The sequence below is a fragment of the Alloscardovia venturai genome, from assembly GCF_042676605.1.
In the GTDB taxonomy this organism is placed as follows: Bacteria; Actinomycetota; Actinomycetes; order Actinomycetales; family Bifidobacteriaceae; genus Alloscardovia; species Alloscardovia venturai.
The window spans coordinates 1-19,105 of the sequence record NZ_JBHTHQ010000011.1 but is presented as its reverse complement, the minus strand read 5'-3'; the positions used below and the strand labels follow the sequence as shown (position 1 = coordinate 19,105).

Sequence of the window (19,105 nt, the reverse complement as noted above, 5' to 3'; positions counted from 1 at the left end):
TGCTAACCTAACACAATCACGAGCTCTTTAAGTACTCAGCAGTTGCCTGAGTAAAGTCCAGCACAGCACCGGCGAGTTGCACTTGGCTATCCAAAGTAGGATTCGCTTTATACAAAGCCTCAGCATCTTCACGCGCATCCACAATCACATCGGCATCTTGGACTACACGCAGCAGCTTAAATGATGAAGCCAAACCAGACTGCGAGTCGCCAAGCACATCGCCAGCACCACGCAGCTCCAGATCAGCCTGCGCAATAGTAGCTCCATCGAGTGAATTTTTAATCACATCAAGCCTTGTAGCAGCAACGGAGCCAGGTTCTGCAGTATGAACGAGAAAAGCCCACGAGTGTGTGCCACCGCGACCCACTCGCCCACGCAACTGATGAAGCTGAGACAAACCAAAATGATCTGCATTGAATATAATAATGCAACTCGCTTGCGGTACATCCACCCCTACTTCGATAACTGTAGTAGACACAAGCACCGGAGCACGTCCAGAGGAGAACTCCTCCATAACTTCATTCTTCGTCTCATCGTCATCGCGACCGGTCAGCGTAGCAATCTTAATACCCTCAAACTGATGCATAGAACCGAGACGAGTAGCTATTTCCGACACAGAGTGCAATGAATTCTTCTGTGTGTTTTCAAGTATTTCACCGGTTTCAAGGTCATAGAGTGCATCATTGAAACTCTCCATACTTTCGTCTATGGAACCCTCATCCCCATCAATGCGAGGGCAGACCACATAAATACGTTCTCCTGCTTCAATACGCCGACGAGCGTGGATAAACATCTTCTGCATCGTAGAAACATCAGATTCTGGCACCACGATGGTGTTAATAGGTTTTCGTCCTCCCGGTAGCTCCGTCAGCCACGAAATATCAAGGTTACCAAACCATGTCATGGCAGCAGAGCGAGGAATAGGAGTTGCCGTCATCACAAGCATGTGAGGTACCATGCCATCGTCATTGACTTGCGAACGCAAGACTTCTCGTTGCTCCACCCCAAAACGGTGCTGCTCGTCTATGACAGCAAGAGCCAAGTGAGGAGCTTGAAAAGATTTAGAGAACGCAGCATGCGTAGCCACCACAATGCAGGGAACGCCCGATGCAGGGATGGCAAGTGCACGCCTGCGCTCTGCTAATTTCATACCACTTTGGAGAAGAACCACGGGAATCTCGCCCAAACCTGCCTGCGCAAGCATGCGAGAAATCGACGAGACATGCTGCTGCGCCAATACCTGCGTCGGAGCCACAATGACCGCTTGTCTCCCCGCACCGACGGCTTGCAGAAGAGCAGTCAATGCCACTAACGTCTTACCAGACCCCACTTCGCCTTGCAGCAATCGGCTCATAGGTTTGCCAGAAGTCATATCTCGGGTAATTTCTTTAATGACATTCTGCTGTCCACCAGTGAGAACAAAAGGTAGTGATTTAATGAGTTTTTCTACCATCCCAGACTCATCCACGCACTTATATGCGTGTGCTGTAGCATTCTCCTCACGAGCCTGGACCATAGCCATTTGAGAAATGAGTGCTTCCTCATACCGCAAAGTAGCTATCCCTCGAAGAAAATCGTCAGTCTCCTTCGGCAAATGAACCGCTACGAACGCCTCTGCCCTATGCATAAGTCCACGCGCTACTCGCACGCTCTCAGGAATAATGTCAGGCACTACTGTGGCAAGCTGAGAAATATTGATGATAGTTTCGCTCACTGCACTCTCATCTTCAGCTGTAGATGCACCTGGAACTTTCCCTGTGAGCGCTTCCATAAAGGAAATAATCGTATCGTGAATGTGTTCTGAAGAAATTAAGGAATTCGCATGGTACACCGGACGAGGTCGACTCAATCTGTCGAGAGCTTCCTCAAGCGTATCGGCATCGCCTCTACCTGAATCATCGCGAACTACACAAGTGCGAGGATGAGTAAATTGAATATAACCACTGTATTCAGAAGGTGTCCCCTGCACAGCCACACGAATACCTTCATGCAGACGATTCGTCAGATAGCTCACGTAATACTTCTTATATGTGAAATATACCAATCGCGCTACAGCACGAGAATCATCGCGAAGGGTAACTTCAATGCGGTATCCACGACGAGCCGCCATAGAAGATACCCGAACGCCCGATACTACTCCAGCAATGACAGAGGCTACCCCTACTTTAATATCGTCTATCGTTAAAACAGATACACGTTCAGTCATACGAAATGGATAGTAGGTCAATGCATCACCGAGAGAAGTGATACCAAGCTTTTTGAGCGCACTGATACGTCGTTTATTCGTTAGCACTGACGATACTGCACTTTCTAGACTCACCATTGTGCGCTCCTTTCACTATCTCTTTCTGCTGCTTACTTTAACCCCTACTATAACAGTGAGCTCTATGAATCCTGCCGCAATAAAAGGGAATCCCACAGGAATCAAAGAACTTCTTCATGAAGCACACCCTACGTATCTACATACTCAGGAACAAAACTTTTTACCATGAAACAGAGTAATCCAATACACAATAAAGTAGCGCTAATAATAGTCGAGACTATATTGAATTTGGCGCTCCGTGTTTCCTTTCCGTGTTTCCTTCCTATATCTCCTTCCGTCGCTGATAAGCTTCTCAGCCATGTTATTCATGCTATCTCCTCCAAGGATGAGTTCATCTACGCTAAGAGAGAAAACCTAGGAAACCTAGGGCATTAGGGCGATAAGCCTAGAATCGGGTGAGGTTTTGTTGTTTCCTGATTTAATACAGATTGGCGAAATACATGAAGCATGCGTGCCATCTAGTTCTGCGTTAGATTTTTTCTCCGCTCTTACGACGCTATCCTTAATCTGTGTTCAACGTTCGGCGTAGAAGTTCTTGCTCGCGGGCTTATTTACAGCGCAAGAGATACTGGCGCTAATTCTGCAGATTCTGCAGAATCATGGACTTAATAATGTAGTAGCTACATGTAGTACGAAGGACATAGAGAGTACAGCGCGCGGGATAAGTGTGTTTGAGCCCGCTAGGGTGCAGCGAAAGCAGTCTTTAAATCAACTTTTGTGCAGGTTGAAACAGAATATAAGCTGAACTTCTTCATATAAGGTCTCATTCTGTATCATCTTGCACAAAATAGATTTAAATCGGTCAGATACATCGACAAAATATACGGCTGTCCCTCCGAATTAGTCTAAATTCTGCTTTTGTCTGCTCAATTGTGGAGACTTTTCTCAATTTTTTGCACGTTGGGACGTAAAATTAGCAACTTTCACGTCTCAACCCGCTCTCAAATGTTCCAACATGCACAAAACTTCAGAAAAGAGGCAAGACTCAGCATTTAAAACCGTTTATTATTGGGGAGAAAGCCGCCCATGAAATTATGAGCTCATCAGTGAGCTTGGGCTTATTGTTTTCCAAGTGACTTATGGACTTAGACTTACAGCTTACCGCCCAGAAGGCCACCGAAGAAAAACAAAACCCCAGGATTTCTCCTGGGGCTCTTAGGTGACAAAAACTATGCCACGCGACGCTGAACCTTACCAGCCTTAAGGCAAGAGGTGCACACGCGGAGGCGAACAGTCTCGCCGTCAACGGTAGTACGCACAGCCTGGAGGTTTGGCAGGAAACGACGCTTATTACGAATATGCGAATGCGATACGCTATAACCGGCCTGTGGACCCTTACCGCATACTGCGCAACGAGCTGCCATGATGGACTCCTCTGCTTACATTTAAACGTACGTCTAAACTCACATCTTCCGTGCAACTAGCGCAGTATTAATACCCTAGCGCACACAACTTCTCAATGATATATGAAAGTCATGACCTTTGCAAGGTCTACGGCATTTATGCTAAACCTGAACACATGACTGAAATTTTTAGCTCGCTGACTTCTTGGATTAACAGTCGCGTGGACCGTATAGTGTTCCTCCTCATCGCATTCGTCATCACATGGCTTCTCTCACATTTTGTGGCGAAATTGATGCACACTATACTCGACCGCGCACCGATTCCTAGCGCCTCTCTCTTTATCAATGTGATACGCGTGCTCATTTGGGTTATTGGTATAGTCATCGTTCTTAAACCAGTCTTCGGGATTGAAGCCACCTCACTTGTCACAGCATTGGGCATTGGTGGTTTGGCAGTGTCTCTCGGCTTGCAGGACACCATTTCCAACTTTCTTGGAGGATTTGGACTCATGGCTAGCAAGGTCATCAAGCCAGGAGATCGCATCACTATCAACGGCATTACCGGTCGCGTACAGGACGTGACATGGCGCCACACAGTGCTTGTGGAGCGTAGCGGCTCCCATCTTGTCATACCTAATTCCGTGCTCAATACATCTGCATTGGAACGCCTTCCCCGCGCGAATGAAGCATTTACAACACTTCATATTCTCTTACGTAGCGACATCGACGTGAAGAGTACCTTCGAAGATATCGTTACTACTGTCTCTTACTCCACTCGAAATTTAGCGCTTAAGGGAACCACTCCAACCGTGCGCCTCACTAATTTCAGCGCTTACGGCATTGATGCAGAAGTCATCCTCTACGCAAAAGATGGCATCGCATATGCTGCAATCCATGATGCCGCAGCACGCGCGCTCGCGGGGAAACCATACATGGCACAGATGCATTATGAAGCCGACTCTAGCAAAAATTTCGCTCACACAGCCGTGACCTCACCTTTGTCTCATCTTCACGATGATTTGGCTACTCCTCCAGATTTAGTAGAGACAAAAATTCTCTCTCCGACTCCGCTGAAAGAGAATTCATCATCTCATCGTCATGACAACCTTGCCTAAACTATTGGTCCCTTCTCTTGTGAGATAGAGAAGGGACCCACGCGGGGCTCAACAACCCGCGCTTACTCTGCTAAGACACCCTCGATAAGCTCCGTAATGAGGTCGCCATAAGATAGACCCGTTGCTTCCCACGCCTGAGAGTACATGGAAATCGGCGTAAATCCAGGCATTGTATTGATTTCGTTGACCAATACTTCGCCTTCAGGTGTGACAAAAGTATCCACACGGGACAGTCCTGCACCGTCCACTGCGGTAAATGCCCGCGCCGCTACATCTTGGACTTTCTTCAAAATTTCTTCAGGAAGAGCCGCTGGAACTTCCACATGGGATGCCTGATCATCCATATATTTGGAATCGAAATCATAAAAATCTGTGGTGTTATGCGCATCAATCACAATTTCCCCAGGAAGCGATGTGCGCGGCAGTTCTCCCGAGCGAGGTGCAAGCACTGCACACTCAATCTCGTGACCGTTGACACCTTGCTCGATGAGAATGCGCCAATCATGTTCACTTGCTTCGCGTACAGCGGCTTCAAGAGCTACACATTGCTGCTGATTACTGTCAGCGCGATCAATGCGAGTCACACCATAGGATGACCCAGCACGCGAAGGCTTAACATACAGAGGGTATTCAAGCCCTTCATCCTGCACACGCTTCAGCAGCCACACACCATTAGTTTGCTCCTCATGACGAGCATCAATCGTAAAGCCTTGGGCTACTGGGATACCTGCTTCACGAAGAATCTCCTTTGTATAATGCTTATCCATGCATGCTGCAGAGGCAAGCACACCGCACCCTACGTACGGTACATTCATCATTTCTAAGAGCCCTTGCACCGTGCCATCTTCACCATACGGACCATGAAGCACAGGGAACACCGCGTCAATGTGGCCGATGGACTTCATCATGCCATTCACATCAACGGTCAAGAAACCGTTACCTTCTGAGGATGGGTCAAGGATAACACCAAGAGAGTTCTCAGTTGGCTTGACTTCTGGCATCTTCCCCGATTTTTTAGCCGCATCGAGCGACCACACGCGCGGATCCTCTCCACCCAGCACCCATTGACCTTCCTTCGTAATGCCCACTGGAATAGGATTAAATTTCTCTGTATCCATTGCATTAAGCACACCAGAAGCAGAAATGCACGAAATGGAATGTTCGTCAGCCTTGCCGCCGAAGAGCACGAGAATATTTTTCTTATCTACCATTGTTCTTTCCTCAATTTCACTCGCCAAACAGCACGTAACTTGCTCACTGCATTAGCGCTATTTATTACTCCTCGAGAGCCCCATCAGCAAATAATTGACCGAGCATGTCAGCACAAGAGATGCCATGTTCCAGCACGTTGTTCATAGCGCATGCAAGCGGTGTAGGCACACCAAGTTGTTCACCTAATGCTACGACAGCTGCCGTTGTTGGCACACCCTCTGCTACGCCATTTGAAGCAGCAGTAGCTTCCTCCACGCTCATACCTCTGCCAAGATTGGAGCCAAAAGTAAAGTTACGACTTAATGGTGAGCCACACGTCGCTATCAAATCGCCGACACCTGCGAGTCCGAAGAAAGTCCGCGGATTTGCACCAAGTGCTTCGCCGAGTGCTGTGAGCTCTGCAAGACCTCGAGTTTCAATCATTGCTGCTGTATTTTCGCCATATCCTGCCCCGCGCGCCATGCCTACTGCGAGCGCAGTCACGTTCTTAAGCGACCCGCACATTTCGATGCCTACGACATCGTCCGTGACAAATATCTTGAAATAATCATTCGTCGCAGCTTGTGCTACCTTTTCGGCCGCCTCGCGATTCACCGATGCCGCTACAGCTGCTGCGGGCATGCGCTGAGCGACTTCCTTAGATAAGTTCGGTCCGGATACTGCTACGAAACGGTTCATAGGTAAGTCGAGCGCCTCAGTAACGACCTCATCCATACGCTTATCTGACGATCGTTCGATACCCTTCATGAGAGACACGACGAGGGCATTACTAGGTATAAATGGCTTGAACTCTTCGAGAGCCATACGCGCAAACTGCGCTGCAATAGCCACCACAACAATATCTGCATCTCGTACAGCTTCTTCACGGTTTCCCGTAGCACGCATATTTTCAGGAAGCTTCTCTACTACAGGAAGCCGCACGGGATTGCGTTGCTCATTATTGATAGCTTCCACGATTTCAGGCTCACGTGCCCACATCATAACGTCGTTGCCCGCATCTGCGAGGACTTGACCAAACGCCGTGCCCCATGCACCTGCACCAAGAACGGTTATATGTGTCATGTTTACTCCTTGTCCTCACTCTCATCTCTATCTATAGAGGAAATATGGGCGTCTCGAGTTTCTTGAGTCCGAGATACACGGGAGAGACGAGGCTTGCGACTCATCGAGCGGAAATTCCATCGACCCCATGCCGGTCTTTCTTCCCCGCGAATTTCTTCCATCAAAGTTTCCATACGGTCAGCCACACGTTCCGTGAGCTCATCAATAGCATCTTGAGGTGCGCCATACTCACCCCAATTTTCCATGCCCTCAAGCAAATCAGAGTAATCAAGTGCTGTGTCATACGCCATAACGACATTCTTACGAGGCCACGGGAAGAAATGATTGATACTTGCCGCTCCCCACGTGACGGAGACGAAAAGCGGTACCATGTAGCCAAGTTTGCGTGACGTTTCCAGAGCGATAATCGCCATACCCGGCTTCAAGCTCATAGGCCATTTATCAGGGTCACGAGTCACGGTACCTTCAGGCCAAATAGTAAGCGGTCGATGATCTTCAACCATAATGCGCACTGATTCGTCGATGATAGCCTGTGCTTTGCCGCTTCGGCGCGGTACTGGTTGCATGCCCACGGTCTTAAACCAGTTACCAATAATAGGCCACTTGGCCATCTCAGCCTTCGCCATGTAGCGCGGACGGCGACCTTGGTGGAAGAGCCCACACATTGGGACGAACACATCAAATTGTGTCACGTGAGTTGCCGCAGTGATAAAGACACCTTTTTCTGGGACATTCTCAAGCCCCCACGAGTATGCCTTCATACGTGTACGCGCCACCCATGAGATAAAGTCGAGCAAGCGGCGCGCTTGCTGTGGATTTTGCGCCGCTATTTCTTCTTCATTATTCTGACGAGGGACACCCGTAGGAAGATATGCAAATGGGTCGGAAAAATGATGCTTTTCTGCCAGTTTTCTTACTTGTGCTGTGCTCAGCTTGGGCACAGATTTTCCTGGACTTGGTTTTCCGCGAGATACCATAGGCTCTATTATACGTTTTTAATCGAAGTGAGCACCCAACGCTTGAAGCTTACCTCTGAAGTCCGCATATCCACGGTCAATAAGGGAGATACCGCGTACGTTCGATTCACCTTGTGCAGTCAGCGCTGCAATCAAGTGAGAGAATCCTCCACGCAAATCCGGCACGTCAATGTCTCGCCCTTCAAGAGGAGTTTGACCAAAGATAACTGCAGAATGCTCGAAGTTCTTCTGCTCAAAACGACAAGGCAGCGATCCTAGGCACTCGCGGTAGAGCTGAATGGTCGCCCCCATCTTGACAAGAGGCTCAGTAAAGCCGAAGCGGTTTTCATATACGGTCTCATGCACAATAGAAAGTCCCTTGGCCTGAGTCAATGCGACGACGAGAGGCTGCTGCCAGTCCGTCATAAAGCCGGGGTGAACATCAGTTTCAATCGCAACAGGTTTCAAATCGCCACCTGGATGCCAGAAACGGATACCCCGATCGGTCACGTCAAATTCGCCGCCAATCTTGCGATACACATTCAAGAAAGTCATCATCTCCGGTTGAGTAGCACCCTTGACGAAGATATCCCCATGAGTCGCGAGCGCTGCTGCCGCCCACGACGCAGCTTCGATACGGTCAGTCAGTGCAGTGTGAGTGTATCCCTTCAATTCCGTGACGCCTTCTACGCGAATAGTACGGTCGACGTCAACGGAGATGATAGCGCCCATCTTTTGCAAGATAGCAATTAAATCCATGATTTCGGGCTCGATAGCAGCACCGGAAAGTTCCGTCTTTCCCTCAGCGAGAACTGCCGCGAGCAATGTCTGCTCCGTAGCTCCCACGGACGGATACGGCAGATGAATCTTCGTACCGCGCAAACCGTCTGGGGCAGTGATATGAATGCCATCCTCGTGCTCCTTATCCACTACGGCACCGAGTTTGCGTAAGGTCTCTAAATGGTAGTCAATCGGACGGTCGCCGATACGGCACCCACCTAAGGTTGGGATGAATGCTTCTCCCAAACGATGCAACAGCGGCCCCGAAAAAAGAATAGGAATGCGAGAAGATCCCGACAGCGTTTCTACGTCAGATACAGCAGGCATCTCGACCCTACTTGCATCCATGGTGACTACGCCAGTTTGCCCGTTAACATCTACACTCACGCCATGTAAACGAAGCAAATCAGACACGACCTGAACATCACGAATCTCTGGGACGTTCTTGAGCACAGATGTTCCTGGCGCAAGCAAAGCTGCAACCATCGCCTTAGAGACGAGGTTTTTTGCACCACGAACTTTAATTTCACCACCTAATGGTTTGCCGCCCACTACATGTAATACGTCATCTTCACGAGTCATGGATAAACCTTCTCTTACACCTAAATTTCTTATACTAGTGTCGCATAATTATTGTGCATGTGATGTGAAGTTACTCTCGGCGCATAGTTCACGCCAAGTTTACGAGATATGTTCGAGCATCATATCGTGCTCTGCTGCCCGTACTTGTGTACCAAGCCCAGCATTCCACATAGCGCTCGTAGCACTCATCACAGCAATCGCACCTAATGCACGGTACTGCTTATAATCTGTGACACTTGTCACGCCGCCCACGCCAATGACGCCGAAACGACTATCATTAATTCCCAAGCGATGCTGAACGCGGATAACACGTTCGACCATTTCAAGCCCAGCTGGCTTGATAGCCGCTCCACATACGCCAGAAGTTTCCCGCCCGACGCCTGGAAGAGCTTGATTTCCATGGGCATCCACAAGTTTGGAAGAAATTGTGTTAATCGTGGAAAAACCTTGTACCGTCTGATGAAGTACGGTATTTTCCATCATGATACGCACAGCATCATCGTCATGCATAAATGCGAGCTTGATAATCAGCGGAATATCGCCTATTTCATTCTTCACAGCCTCAGTGATACGACCCACTAACTCAGGATTGTGGCATAGCAGCCGCCCTTTGCCTTCATTCGGGCAACTCGTATTCATCTCGAGAACTTTTGCGCCTGTCTCTACGGCAAGTCTCGCAGTTGTCACGTGGTCAGCAATGTACTGTTCTTCTGACATATCAGAGGTACGCGAGCCTTGGAAACTTGCGAGGAGAAATTGGCCGCGCCTTTCTCGAGCGCGCTCAATCGCTTTCTTCATATCTGGCTGCCATACGTCAGGATCCTGGCTAGGGACGCCAAAAGAATTGGAAATAGAAATTTTCCCCGGCACACCAAAGTCTGTGTCAGCGAGCAGACCTTCTTGCGTTTGCGGGGAGTCAGGAGTGAGTGTGCCATCAACTGTCGTAGGGTGGACGGACAAAACATTAGGAAATGGGTTGCATCCCCATGCACGCGAACGCACAGTTTTGTATGTCGCGATATCAAAACCTGAACGCAACGCAGCCGTCGTGAAATGTTCGTTGAGTAATGGTCCAGCTGGGATACCAAAAGGCGAATTGAGCGCATAGCCGAAGAAGTTAAAGGTAGGATGTATTTCACTTCCTTCAGCTTGCTCCTCGCTATGAGCATCTATATGAGCAAAATCACCAAAGGGACCACGTTCGTAGTTATCCTCATAGCTGAGGTTCACATCATAAAAGGGTGCGCTCATCATTCTCCTTTAAGAAAATTCTTTAAAACTCTTACTCCAGTGTAAGTGTAGAGCGCACCACAAGATTTTATCTATCGAGCGATATGCCTAACTTGTCTACCTCCGACCTACCTAGTCTGCCTGTCTGATAGAGGGCCTTCCCACTGGCTATCTACTTCAGGAGCAGATTTCACAGGCTCAGCAGGAAGACTTAACGCCGGTATGGTCTTCGGCTTGAAGGGGAACTTCTCCGCGCGCATCTTCTCATACGCTTCGATATCGTCTTCATGCTGAAGCGTTAAGTCAATGTCGTCATATCCGTTCATCAAACGCCAACGCACGTAGTCATCTACCTGAAATGGGAGCGTAACGTCCGCACATGTCACAGTACGGTCTTCTAGCGAGACGGTGACTTGAGTACCTGGTTCTTCTTCGAGAATCTTCCATAACAGTTCGATGGATTCCATAGGCATAATCGCAGCAAGCACGCCATTTTTTGCAGTATTTCCATAGAAAATATCCGCGAATTTCGGCGCGATGACTACTCGGAATCCATAGTCGTGCAATGCCCACACAGCATGCTCACGGGATGAGCCAATGCCAAAATCAGGTCCAGCGACGAGTACAGAGCCGTTCTTGTATGCCTCTTGATTGAGCACAAAATTCGGGTCTCGCCGCCATGCATAGAAGAGTGCATCCTCAAAACCTGAGCGTGTCACACGTTTCAAGAATACTGCAGGGATAATCTGATCGGTATCCACACCTGTACGGCGAAGTGGCACACCCGTTCCAGTAAAAACAGTCAACTTTTCCATAGTTTTCTCGACTTTCTTTCTGTGCTTTACGCTTCTACTGGTTCCAAATCGGACGGAGCGCTAATAGTACCACGCACCGCCGTTGCCGCTGCCACGAGCGGAGAAGCGAGATGTGTGCGACTTCCCTTACCTTGACGTCCTTCAAAGTTGCGGTTCGATGTAGAAACTGAACGTTCATGAGCCACCATTTGGTCTTGATTCATGCCTAAGCACATCGAGCAACCAGCATTGCGCCATTCGGCACCGAAGTCAAGGAAAATCTTATCGAGGCCTTCTTTTTCTGCTTGAAGACGCGCACGCGATGATGCTGGGACGACGAGTACACGATGGAGTGAAGGAGCTTTGTGTCGTCCTTTCATAATTGCCGCCGCCGCACGTAAGTCCTCAATACGCCCATTCGTGCATGAACCGATAAAGACAGTGTCGACTGCTATATTGCGCAGAGGAGCGCCTGCTTTAATTCCCATATATTCTAGTGCAGATGCCGCTGCACGACGGTCGCTCTCACTCTCAAAATCTTCCGGAGATGGCACGCACTCATTAAGAGGAACGCCTTGCCCTGGATTAGTGCCCCACGTGACAAATGGGGACAGCTCAGACGCATTAATTGTCACTTCTTTATCAAACACTGCATCATCATCTGTGACAATGGATCTCCAGTATTCAACAGCTTTATCCCACATTTCCCCTCGAGGAGCGTGAGGCTTGTCTTTAAGATACTCGAATGTAGTTTCATCTGGCGCTATCATGCCCGCACGCGCACCACCTTCGATAGACATGTTGCATATAGTCATGCGCGCTTCCATAGAGAGTTTGCGGATGGCTTCCCCGCGATACTCCATGACATAACCCTGTCCACCGCCGATGCCGATCTTTGCGATAATCGCGAGAATAAGATCTTTCGCAGTCACATCCGGACCGAGTTCTCCTTCGACATTGATAGCCATGGTCTTAAATGGCTTTAAGCTCAATGTCTGTGTCGCCATCACATGCTCAACCTCTGACGTCCCGATGCCAAATGCAAGCGCTCCAAAGGCACCATGTGTCGAGGTATGCGAGTCTCCGCACACGATGGTCATGCCCGGTTGAGTCACGCCAAGCTGAGGCCCCATAGCATGCACAATTCCTTGATCTGCGTCGCCTAATGGGTGCAGACGCACGCCAAACTCTTTGCAATTCGTCTCAAGGGTAGAAATCTGCTTTGCGCTCGTCTCATCAGGAGATACACGGTCAATGTTAAAAGTCGGAGTGTTATGGTCTTCAGTGGCAAGGGTTAGCTCTGTATGGCGTAGCTTACGTCCAGCGAGTCTCAAGCCTTCAAATGCCTGTGGCGACGTCACCTCATGCATAAGTTGGAGGTCAATGTATATAAGGTCTGGAGCTCCATCTTCGCCCTTGCGAACCAGATGATCTGCCCATACTTTTTCAGCCATCGTTTTACCCATAATCACTATTTTCGCGATGTGACCACGCCGATGCGTTTGCATGTCATATACTGAGATGCCATAATACTTTTATACCGTAGTGGCAAATAGCTTTCCACTATGCGAACAAAGTCAGGAGCTACGTAATGACTACAGCGATGACTGCAACGACGACAACAGTAAAGCCAGAACTCGTTAAGTCCGGCGTGGGCGTGCTTGATAAAGCCGCTCTTATTCTGGACACTCTCGAAAAAGGTCCATGCTCTCTTGCGCAGCTGGTAAGTGAGACAGGGCTTGCACGCCCGACGACACACCGCCTTGCCATTGCTTTGGAACGCCATCGCTTCATCGCCCGCGACCAGCAGGGACGTTTCACCGTCGGTGCACGTTTCGCCGAGCTTGCTACCGTTGCTGGAGAAGACCGTCTGCTCCAGTCCGCTGACCCAATTCTCCAGACTTTGCTCGAACGCACAGGAGAATCCGCTCAGATTTACCGTCGCCAGGGTGACCAGCGCGTATGTATCGCCTCTGTCGAGCGCGCTTCGGGTCTGCGTGATTCCATTCCGGTCGGCGCGATGCTGTCTATGCGCGCTGGCTCCGCAGCTCACATCCTCCTCGCATGGGAAGATAGCGAGCATCTTCATCAAGGCCTTCGTCATGCAGAGTTTACTGCACAGACTTTGAATGCTGTGCGTCGTCGCGGCTGGAGCGAGTCCATAAACGAACGCGAAAAGGGCGTATGCTCTGTTTCTGCGCCAATACGCAATGCATCCGGTCACGTCGTAGCAGCAATTTCCATCTCTGGACCAGTAGACCGCATGGGAATTTCACCTGGACGCCACTACGCGCCACTCGTTATGAAAGCCGGTAAATATCTTAGCGATGCTATGAGTCGAGCCGCTTCGTAAGGCGTAAAAGGCGTACTTCAGAGCACTAGTACCGCCCTCTATGCTAAATATATTAGAACGTCCGCACTGAACGGACGTTTTTATTTACCTGATTCTCCCTACTTTTATTTCTTACGTCCAAATGTGAACCACGACACAGTAGCCGCAAGAATCGTAGCGATGCTTGCAAAAACTCTTGGCTTGCGGAGCAAATTGATGGCTTCGCCCGTATTATTCGGCATATATGTACTTGCCAACGCATATGCCTTGTTTCCTGACGGTTTGCCCACAAGTGTACCGAATTCGAGAAGCTGGGTCCGTGGCTCATATGGATGGCGTACATCGAACTCGAAAAGTCGCGCTGCGCGCTTTTCAGGGCTCGGTCCATACGTGCTAAAGCCTGCTGTAGGCGTCGCTGCGAGCAAAATTCCATCCACTACTCCCGCAAAGCCATTGCGATGATCATGCGCAGCAGACAGTGCGAAGTAGTTATTTTCTTGGAGGAATTTAAACTCGCCAGAATCCTTATCGGGGCAGCTGATTCCTTCCCCAAGATACGAACCAGCTAAAGTGCGATTGTCATCGAGCACATAGCTGTGCGATTCAAATGATCGATACCCTTGAATGGCATTTACCGTAGCAGCAGGAACTTGACGAAGTAAATCATAGAACTTATGCACCGGCATGTGCTGAAAAACCATAGCCCGCACATCTATGTCTCGTACAGACTGCTTCATAAATTGCAAAGTTTTCCGTGATAGCTGCGCGTACCCACCTTCAGGCGCATAATCGCCTGAGTTGATAATGGTCAAACCGACAAGATTGCGTGAGTTATACTGATCGCGTACAGGTAATGTAAAAGTGCCAGGCATACCTGAGTTGATGATAATCTGCTCGGGCATGAAAGCTTTTGTATCGATTACACTAACCGCATTACTTGTGTCTTTATCACCACTTGTACTGCCGCTACTGATATCGCCGTGTAATTGCCCTTCAGCAGCACCGGGGCTTGGATTGAGGCACCCTGGGAACTCACGGTAAATTTCGATCTGCTCTTCTAAAGACAGCCCGCATTGAAAGTCATGATTGCCAAATGTCACAGCAAACGGGATTTGTCGCTGAACGATGGGCTTAAGAATCTGACTCAACGTGGAGCGAACGAGACTTCGTGTCTTTTCCTTATCACTCGCCGCAGGTTCAAGACGACGATCCAACCATGTGCGCTTGATGAATGTGGATGAATAGGCAGAATCATACCCAGCAATCTGATTCCCCGTGAATACGACAAGATCAGGGCGCGCAGCATCGCACGCGGCAGCTATGAGACGTATCGTATCTGCACTCACTTTCGGACCATCTTGAATATCACTGAGTTGAAGTACCCGGAATTTGCCTGATGCATGAAACTGAAATTGACCTAAACGCGCTGAGACCGAAGTCGAAGCCGGCGCTTGGGACGACGCTACGTTCGACGATGTATTCACACTTGTCATGTGTACAAGCATACGGCGGGACACATACGGGGCGTATATTGTCGTAATACGCAAATGTGGTCAGCACACTATGTACTGACCACATTCTTTACGAAAGCCTTGCCACCTAGAGCGTTGAATACGCTAACGCAGGAGGGCGAAGCTTAGATGTTACTTGGCTTATCAAACTTACTGCAAACGTTTGTGAAGCACTGTCACACCTGCAGCAACTGCAAGGAGTGCCACCACTGCACCGAAGACAGTAACGATGTCGCTACCGGTACGTGCAAGTCCTGACTGAGTAGTTGGAACTTGTGCAGACTTAGACGGTGTGGTTGGCTTCTTTGTCGGCACTGGAGTGGTAGGAGTATGAGCGTTCACAATGGTAAAACCATTCTGAGCATCGCCACTTGTGGTCGAGGTGTAGCCAGCAGGTACGTTTACTTCCTTCACAGTGTACGTGATTTCGTTACCCGTACCGTTTGTCTTCTTCAAGAGATTTGACCAAGTATGCTGCCAGTCATTATCACTATTCAAGGTTACGGCTTTACCGGATGGCTCATTGTTTGCGTAGAGCTGTACCTTAATGGAGTCAGCACGCTTACCATCACGATCGTTCTCATCGTCCCATACCTTCTTCACGGAAACACTTGTCTTCTCAGCCTTGTTCACATGATTAGTAATGGTCATCGGAGTATTACGCTGATCCTGAATGGTAATTTCCTGCGTGTTCTTGGAGTCAACAGTGTACGTTGGCGTGGACCACGCAAGATCCTTGTCAGAATCATAGGTCAAGGAATCGGAATTCTCAGTCACAGTAATTTTCGTATCAATAGGGAATGATTCATCGACAAGTACCGGAGTACTCTGTGAAACTTCCATCGAAATCGTACCGCCCGTCTTGGAAGCATTAACCGTACCTGGTGCCTTCCAATCCTGACCATTCATACGACCTTTATAGGTGTCTACAGTGTTGCCATGAGGCAACTCATACTTCACGGTAACTTTAAACTTCTTTGAAGCATCTACAGACTGAGACTGGGTACCATCAATCTTCTTGAAGAGAGTGAAAGTACCAAAGCCAGGTGCAAGATTAACGTCTGCTTTACCGCTACGAATCCAGTATACTGAGTCAGAATTCTGTGCAGTGTTACCTACAAGATTTACAGAATTGTAGTAAATCTGACCTTCTACCATACCTCCAGTAATAGGCGTATCAAAGTCGAGGTTGTAGTTGCGGTCGTTACGGAATGGACCAGTTACAGAAATTTGCTGCTTTTCGTTATCTAGCGTAATAGTAAATCCATTAGCTGGGCTATTAGAGTCCGCAATCTTCTGAGACGGTTCAAGCGTTCCATAAACGTTGTATCCCAAGGTCACCACAGATGGAGCAGTCAGTGGCGCCTTGTAATGCTCTTGGAACGTCAGAGTTGAAACAGCCGTCCCATCTGTGCTTATCTTATGGCTATCATCCATACCGCTTTTAATCTCAGATGGACCAAACTTGATTTGCCAGTGAACACTCGTAGAAGTCGATGTCATAGGATCGTGACGCTTAAACAGTGGAGTTGGCTGTTCAGGATTCCATGCGATGATGCCGCCAGGAGTTGGAACGGAGTAAGTCTCGCCATTAATGGTAATGTTATGCGTATTGCTTGTGCTACTATCGTTGACTTTCACAACATAGCTTAAAGAACCATTAACCAAGTGAAGCCCCTGATTCTTTGCAGCTGTTAAACCATCGGTAAAAGTGCACGTTGCTTCATTACTACCGGTCACTACCGTGCAGTTGCCGATAGTGCCGTAACCATTGATATCTTTCATCTCATAGGTTTTCGACTCTTTAGCAGTAAAGTTTGAACCCAAATTGATGGTGAAAGAATCGCCAGCCTTAATGTCGGCATCCAAATCAGCCTTCCATTTGAAGCTGAAGCCTGCATAGTAATGAGCATCAAGCGTGGTGCCATTTTCATCACTAAACGGGTTACCATTTTCATCAGTCTTCGTAAAGCTTGCGTCTGTCACCGTAATTCCAGCAACCGTCTGCGCATGAGCACTATGTACAAGACCTGCAGGTACATTTACAGCCAAAGCAACCAAGCTCACGAATGCTAGAAGACCGAGGACTATCTTCCTTACATAATTTTTGCCACGAATAGCATCAGTAGCGGTTTTCATATGAGAAATCCCCCCCCCTAACGACTTTCTCTGTTCTTCTCATAATGCCTCACAAAAAATAAATGCTAGTGACAAACATGCCACTAGCATCATTACCTGTTGTCTTTACGATTATATCTGATATTTTTCGTTCAATCTCACAAAAATGAGATTTAATCACACTTATAATTTTTTATGTGCAATCTTACAAAAAACATCATGCAAAGACCACAAATATCATGTCAGACTACATAAAATCATGCTCACATCGTAGGAAATGATCATATTCCTAGACACGCTGACGGGAGACAACCATTGCAGCTGTAGCTACACCAGCAAGGGATATCATGCTCATTGCGGCTGCAACCACATTTACACCAGTAGCTGCAAGACTCTGAACTGCTGGTTTGGAAGGATTAGAAGGCGTAGTGGTTGGCTTGCTTGGGGTTACCGGTGTAGTAGGAGTTTGCGGCTTAGGCGTCTCTGGAGTTACAGGCGTTACCGACTTGGTGTTTGCCAAAGAAAGCTCAATGGACTGATTCGTATAGAAATGCGCTGTTACAGCATTCTGATAACGATCATTATCAGCTTTATAGATATCTAAAACCATATTCGCTGGAGCAGCTTCAGCTTTGCTAGAATCTACAAGATCGAGATATGCGTTATCGAAGTTACCGCCATCCCTATAAGCCGGATAATCTGTATTATCTGTATAATGCCAGATAGCCCACTGAGTTGCAGCTGCAAACTCATCATTGGTCAAGTTGTACTTTTCTTTGATACCGGACGCATCATTTGGATAGCCGTTCCAAATTACACGAGAAACGTTACTATACAAGTCGCTCTTATGATTTGGATGAGCAAGGCTTACAAAGGTATCTTCGTTACCCTGCATACGCTCATATCCCAGACCAGTTTCTGGAACCTTCTTCGTGTTGTTGAAGCAATAAACGACAGTATGGACTTTGCCGTCATCACCGACAAGATCACCAAGAACATGCGCAGCAGCTGTTCCAGGCCATGTTCCAACTCCAGGTTCAGTAAAGACCTTAGTGAACGTAGCATGCTTAGAAGTGCTTATAGGTGCAGTTATAGTAAAAGTCTTCTCGGCGTCTTTGACGGTGTAGCTCTGCGGAGCTGTCTGCTTCACAGTATATGTACCCGCGGACAAAGTCAACTCATGAGGCTGATTTGTGCTCGTCCATGAAGCATCTTGGACAGTCGACCCGTCAGCACCTTTATGAGATACGGTTACAAGTGCACCCGAAAGTGGCTGATTACTGTCATCTGTGACACTAATTTTTACCGTGGTATCACCTTCTGCTGCAAACGCAGTGGTTGTATTTGCAATAAACATTGCTACAGTAAAAATGAGCGCGAGCACAGCGAAGACACTTGCCTTCATAGCTTTTCGCATAATATATTCCCTTAACTTCTCACAATCAACAAGAAATAATCAATATGGTCAATATGGGGAAAAGAGTGTGCCCGCATCCATTTAGAATCGCAAAGGCAGTCCTCCCTCTTTCCATACATAGCGCTCACACTACTCCCCCCCCCACGACATCATGATCACACAAGTCCAGCCAGCATCATAAAACAACCAACGAGGGTATACCACAGGAAAAAGAACATTAATTCTCTGTGTTCAATGATGTGTTCAATGAGGCTAAGCCGGCTTATAGGACAAAATGTGTTGCTGGCTAGTTAGTAATAAAAATCTTGTCGGTGCTCGCTCTTGTGGAAT

At 48.2% G+C, this 19,105-nt stretch carries 14 protein-coding genes; 2 read left to right on the top strand and 12 right to left on the bottom strand.

From position 1 onward, the window contains the following. Window positions 1–16 precede the first annotated feature (16 nt). Together ACFQY8_RS01345 and rpmB are read right to left on the bottom strand one after the other, a co-directional pair. On the bottom strand, window positions 17–2,323 hold the full coding sequence (locus tag ACFQY8_RS01345) for an ATP-dependent DNA helicase RecG (protein ID WP_377937863.1): 2,307 nt from the start codon (window positions 2,321–2,323) through the stop codon (window positions 17–19). A 1,169-nt stretch (window positions 2,324–3,492) separates the two neighbouring features. Next, window positions 3,493–3,687: a 50S ribosomal protein L28 gene (gene rpmB / locus ACFQY8_RS01340; protein ID WP_377937861.1), complete on the bottom strand. Its 195-nt coding sequence runs from the start codon at window positions 3,685–3,687 to the stop codon at window positions 3,493–3,495. Window positions 3,688–3,842: 155 nt separating this feature from the next. Here rpmB and ACFQY8_RS01335 point away from each other — a divergent pair, with 155 nt between their 5' ends. Then, the gene (locus ACFQY8_RS01335; RefSeq protein WP_377937859.1) at window positions 3,843–4,781 is read left to right on the top strand and encodes a mechanosensitive ion channel family protein; all 939 of its coding nucleotides are present in this window, start codon (window positions 3,843–3,845) and stop codon (window positions 4,779–4,781) included. A gap of 62 nt (window positions 4,782–4,843) precedes the next feature. Here ACFQY8_RS01335 and ACFQY8_RS01330 read toward each other — a convergent pair whose 3' ends face one another. From ACFQY8_RS01330 to leuC, 7 genes are all read right to left on the bottom strand, one after another. Next, complete coding sequence (locus tag ACFQY8_RS01330; protein ID WP_377937857.1) at window positions 4,844–5,992, bottom strand: D-alanine--D-alanine ligase family protein; 1,149 nt, start codon at window positions 5,990–5,992, stop codon at window positions 4,844–4,846. Window positions 5,993–6,056: 64 nt separating this feature from the next. Further along, entirely contained in the window at window positions 6,057–7,055 is a 999-nt protein-coding gene (locus ACFQY8_RS01325; protein ID WP_377937856.1) for an NAD(P)H-dependent glycerol-3-phosphate dehydrogenase, read from the bottom strand. Between the two features lie 2 nt (window positions 7,056–7,057). Beyond that, the gene (locus ACFQY8_RS01320; RefSeq protein ID WP_377937854.1) at window positions 7,058–8,032 is read right to left on the bottom strand and encodes a lysophospholipid acyltransferase family protein; all 975 of its coding nucleotides are present in this window, start codon (window positions 8,030–8,032) and stop codon (window positions 7,058–7,060) included. An 18-nt stretch (window positions 8,033–8,050) separates the two neighbouring features. Beyond that, a complete protein-coding gene (murA, locus tag ACFQY8_RS01315) occupies window positions 8,051–9,373 on the bottom strand; it encodes a UDP-N-acetylglucosamine 1-carboxyvinyltransferase (RefSeq protein WP_377937852.1) in 1,323 nt (440 codons plus the stop codon). Between the two features lie 99 nt (window positions 9,374–9,472). Further along, window positions 9,473–10,627 (bottom strand): diguanylate cyclase, encoded by a 1,155-nt coding sequence (locus ACFQY8_RS01310; RefSeq protein WP_377937850.1) that lies wholly within the window; start codon window positions 10,625–10,627, stop codon window positions 9,473–9,475. A gap of 104 nt (window positions 10,628–10,731) precedes the next feature. Further along, the gene (gene leuD / locus ACFQY8_RS01305) at window positions 10,732–11,418 is read right to left on the bottom strand and encodes a 3-isopropylmalate dehydratase small subunit (protein ID WP_377937848.1); all 687 of its coding nucleotides are present in this window, start codon (window positions 11,416–11,418) and stop codon (window positions 10,732–10,734) included. Between the two features lie 26 nt (window positions 11,419–11,444). Further along, window positions 11,445–12,863 (bottom strand): 3-isopropylmalate dehydratase large subunit, encoded by a 1,419-nt coding sequence (gene leuC, locus ACFQY8_RS01300; protein ID WP_377937846.1) that lies wholly within the window; start codon window positions 12,861–12,863, stop codon window positions 11,445–11,447. 125 nt (window positions 12,864–12,988) lie between these two features. Here leuC and ACFQY8_RS01295 point away from each other — a divergent pair, with 125 nt between their 5' ends. Further along, window positions 12,989–13,750, top strand: a complete 762-nt coding sequence (locus ACFQY8_RS01295; protein ID WP_377937844.1) for an IclR family transcriptional regulator — start codon at window positions 12,989–12,991, stop codon at window positions 13,748–13,750. Window positions 13,751–13,854: 104 nt separating this feature from the next. On the opposite strand, the gene ACFQY8_RS01290 is transcribed toward ACFQY8_RS01295, so the two are convergent. The 3 genes from ACFQY8_RS01290 to ACFQY8_RS01280 form a co-directional block, all read right to left on the bottom strand. Then, entirely contained in the window at window positions 13,855–15,222 is a 1,368-nt protein-coding gene (locus ACFQY8_RS01290) for a metallophosphoesterase (protein ID WP_377937842.1), read from the bottom strand. A 168-nt stretch (window positions 15,223–15,390) separates the two neighbouring features. Further along, window positions 15,391–17,379: a Cna B-type domain-containing protein gene (locus tag ACFQY8_RS01285; protein ID WP_377937840.1), complete on the bottom strand. Its 1,989-nt coding sequence runs from the start codon at window positions 17,377–17,379 to the stop codon at window positions 15,391–15,393. Window positions 17,380–17,647: 268 nt separating this feature from the next. Continuing rightward, entirely contained in the window at window positions 17,648–18,775 is a 1,128-nt protein-coding gene (locus tag ACFQY8_RS01280) for a thioester-forming surface-anchored protein (protein WP_377937838.1), read from the bottom strand. Window positions 18,776–19,105: the final 330 nt, after the last annotated feature.

Coding starts and splice junctions, on each gene's coding strand:
- murA (WP_377937852.1), bottom strand. CDS start 9,373: ATGACTCGTGAAGATGACGTATTACATGTAGTGGGCGGCAAACCATTA.
- ACFQY8_RS01285 (WP_377937840.1), bottom strand. CDS start 17,379: ATGAAAACCGCTACTGATGCTATTCGTGGCAAAAATTATGTAAGGAAG.
- leuC (WP_377937846.1), bottom strand. CDS start 12,863: ATGGGTAAAACGATGGCTGAAAAAGTATGGGCAGATCATCTGGTTCGC.
- ACFQY8_RS01335 (WP_377937859.1), top strand. CDS start 3,843: ATGACTGAAATTTTTAGCTCGCTGACTTCTTGGATTAACAGTCGCGTG.
- ACFQY8_RS01295 (WP_377937844.1), top strand. CDS start 12,989: ATGACTACAGCGATGACTGCAACGACGACAACAGTAAAGCCAGAACTC.
- ACFQY8_RS01310 (WP_377937850.1), bottom strand. CDS start 10,627: ATGATGAGCGCACCCTTTTATGATGTGAACCTCAGCTATGAGGATAAC.
- ACFQY8_RS01330 (WP_377937857.1), bottom strand. CDS start 5,992: ATGGTAGATAAGAAAAATATTCTCGTGCTCTTCGGCGGCAAGGCTGAC.
- ACFQY8_RS01290 (WP_377937842.1), bottom strand. CDS start 15,222: ATGACAAGTGTGAATACATCGTCGAACGTAGCGTCGTCCCAAGCGCCG.
- ACFQY8_RS01345 (WP_377937863.1), bottom strand. CDS start 2,323: ATGGTGAGTCTAGAAAGTGCAGTATCGTCAGTGCTAACGAATAAACGA.
- ACFQY8_RS01280 (WP_377937838.1), bottom strand. CDS start 18,775: ATGCGAAAAGCTATGAAGGCAAGTGTCTTCGCTGTGCTCGCGCTCATT.
- ACFQY8_RS01320 (WP_377937854.1), bottom strand. CDS start 8,032: ATGGTATCTCGCGGAAAACCAAGTCCAGGAAAATCTGTGCCCAAGCTG.
- rpmB (WP_377937861.1), bottom strand. CDS start 3,687: ATGGCAGCTCGTTGCGCAGTATGCGGTAAGGGTCCACAGGCCGGTTAT.
- leuD (WP_377937848.1), bottom strand. CDS start 11,418: ATGGAAAAGTTGACTGTTTTTACTGGAACGGGTGTGCCACTTCGCCGT.
- ACFQY8_RS01325 (WP_377937856.1), bottom strand. CDS start 7,055: ATGACACATATAACCGTTCTTGGTGCAGGTGCATGGGGCACGGCGTTT.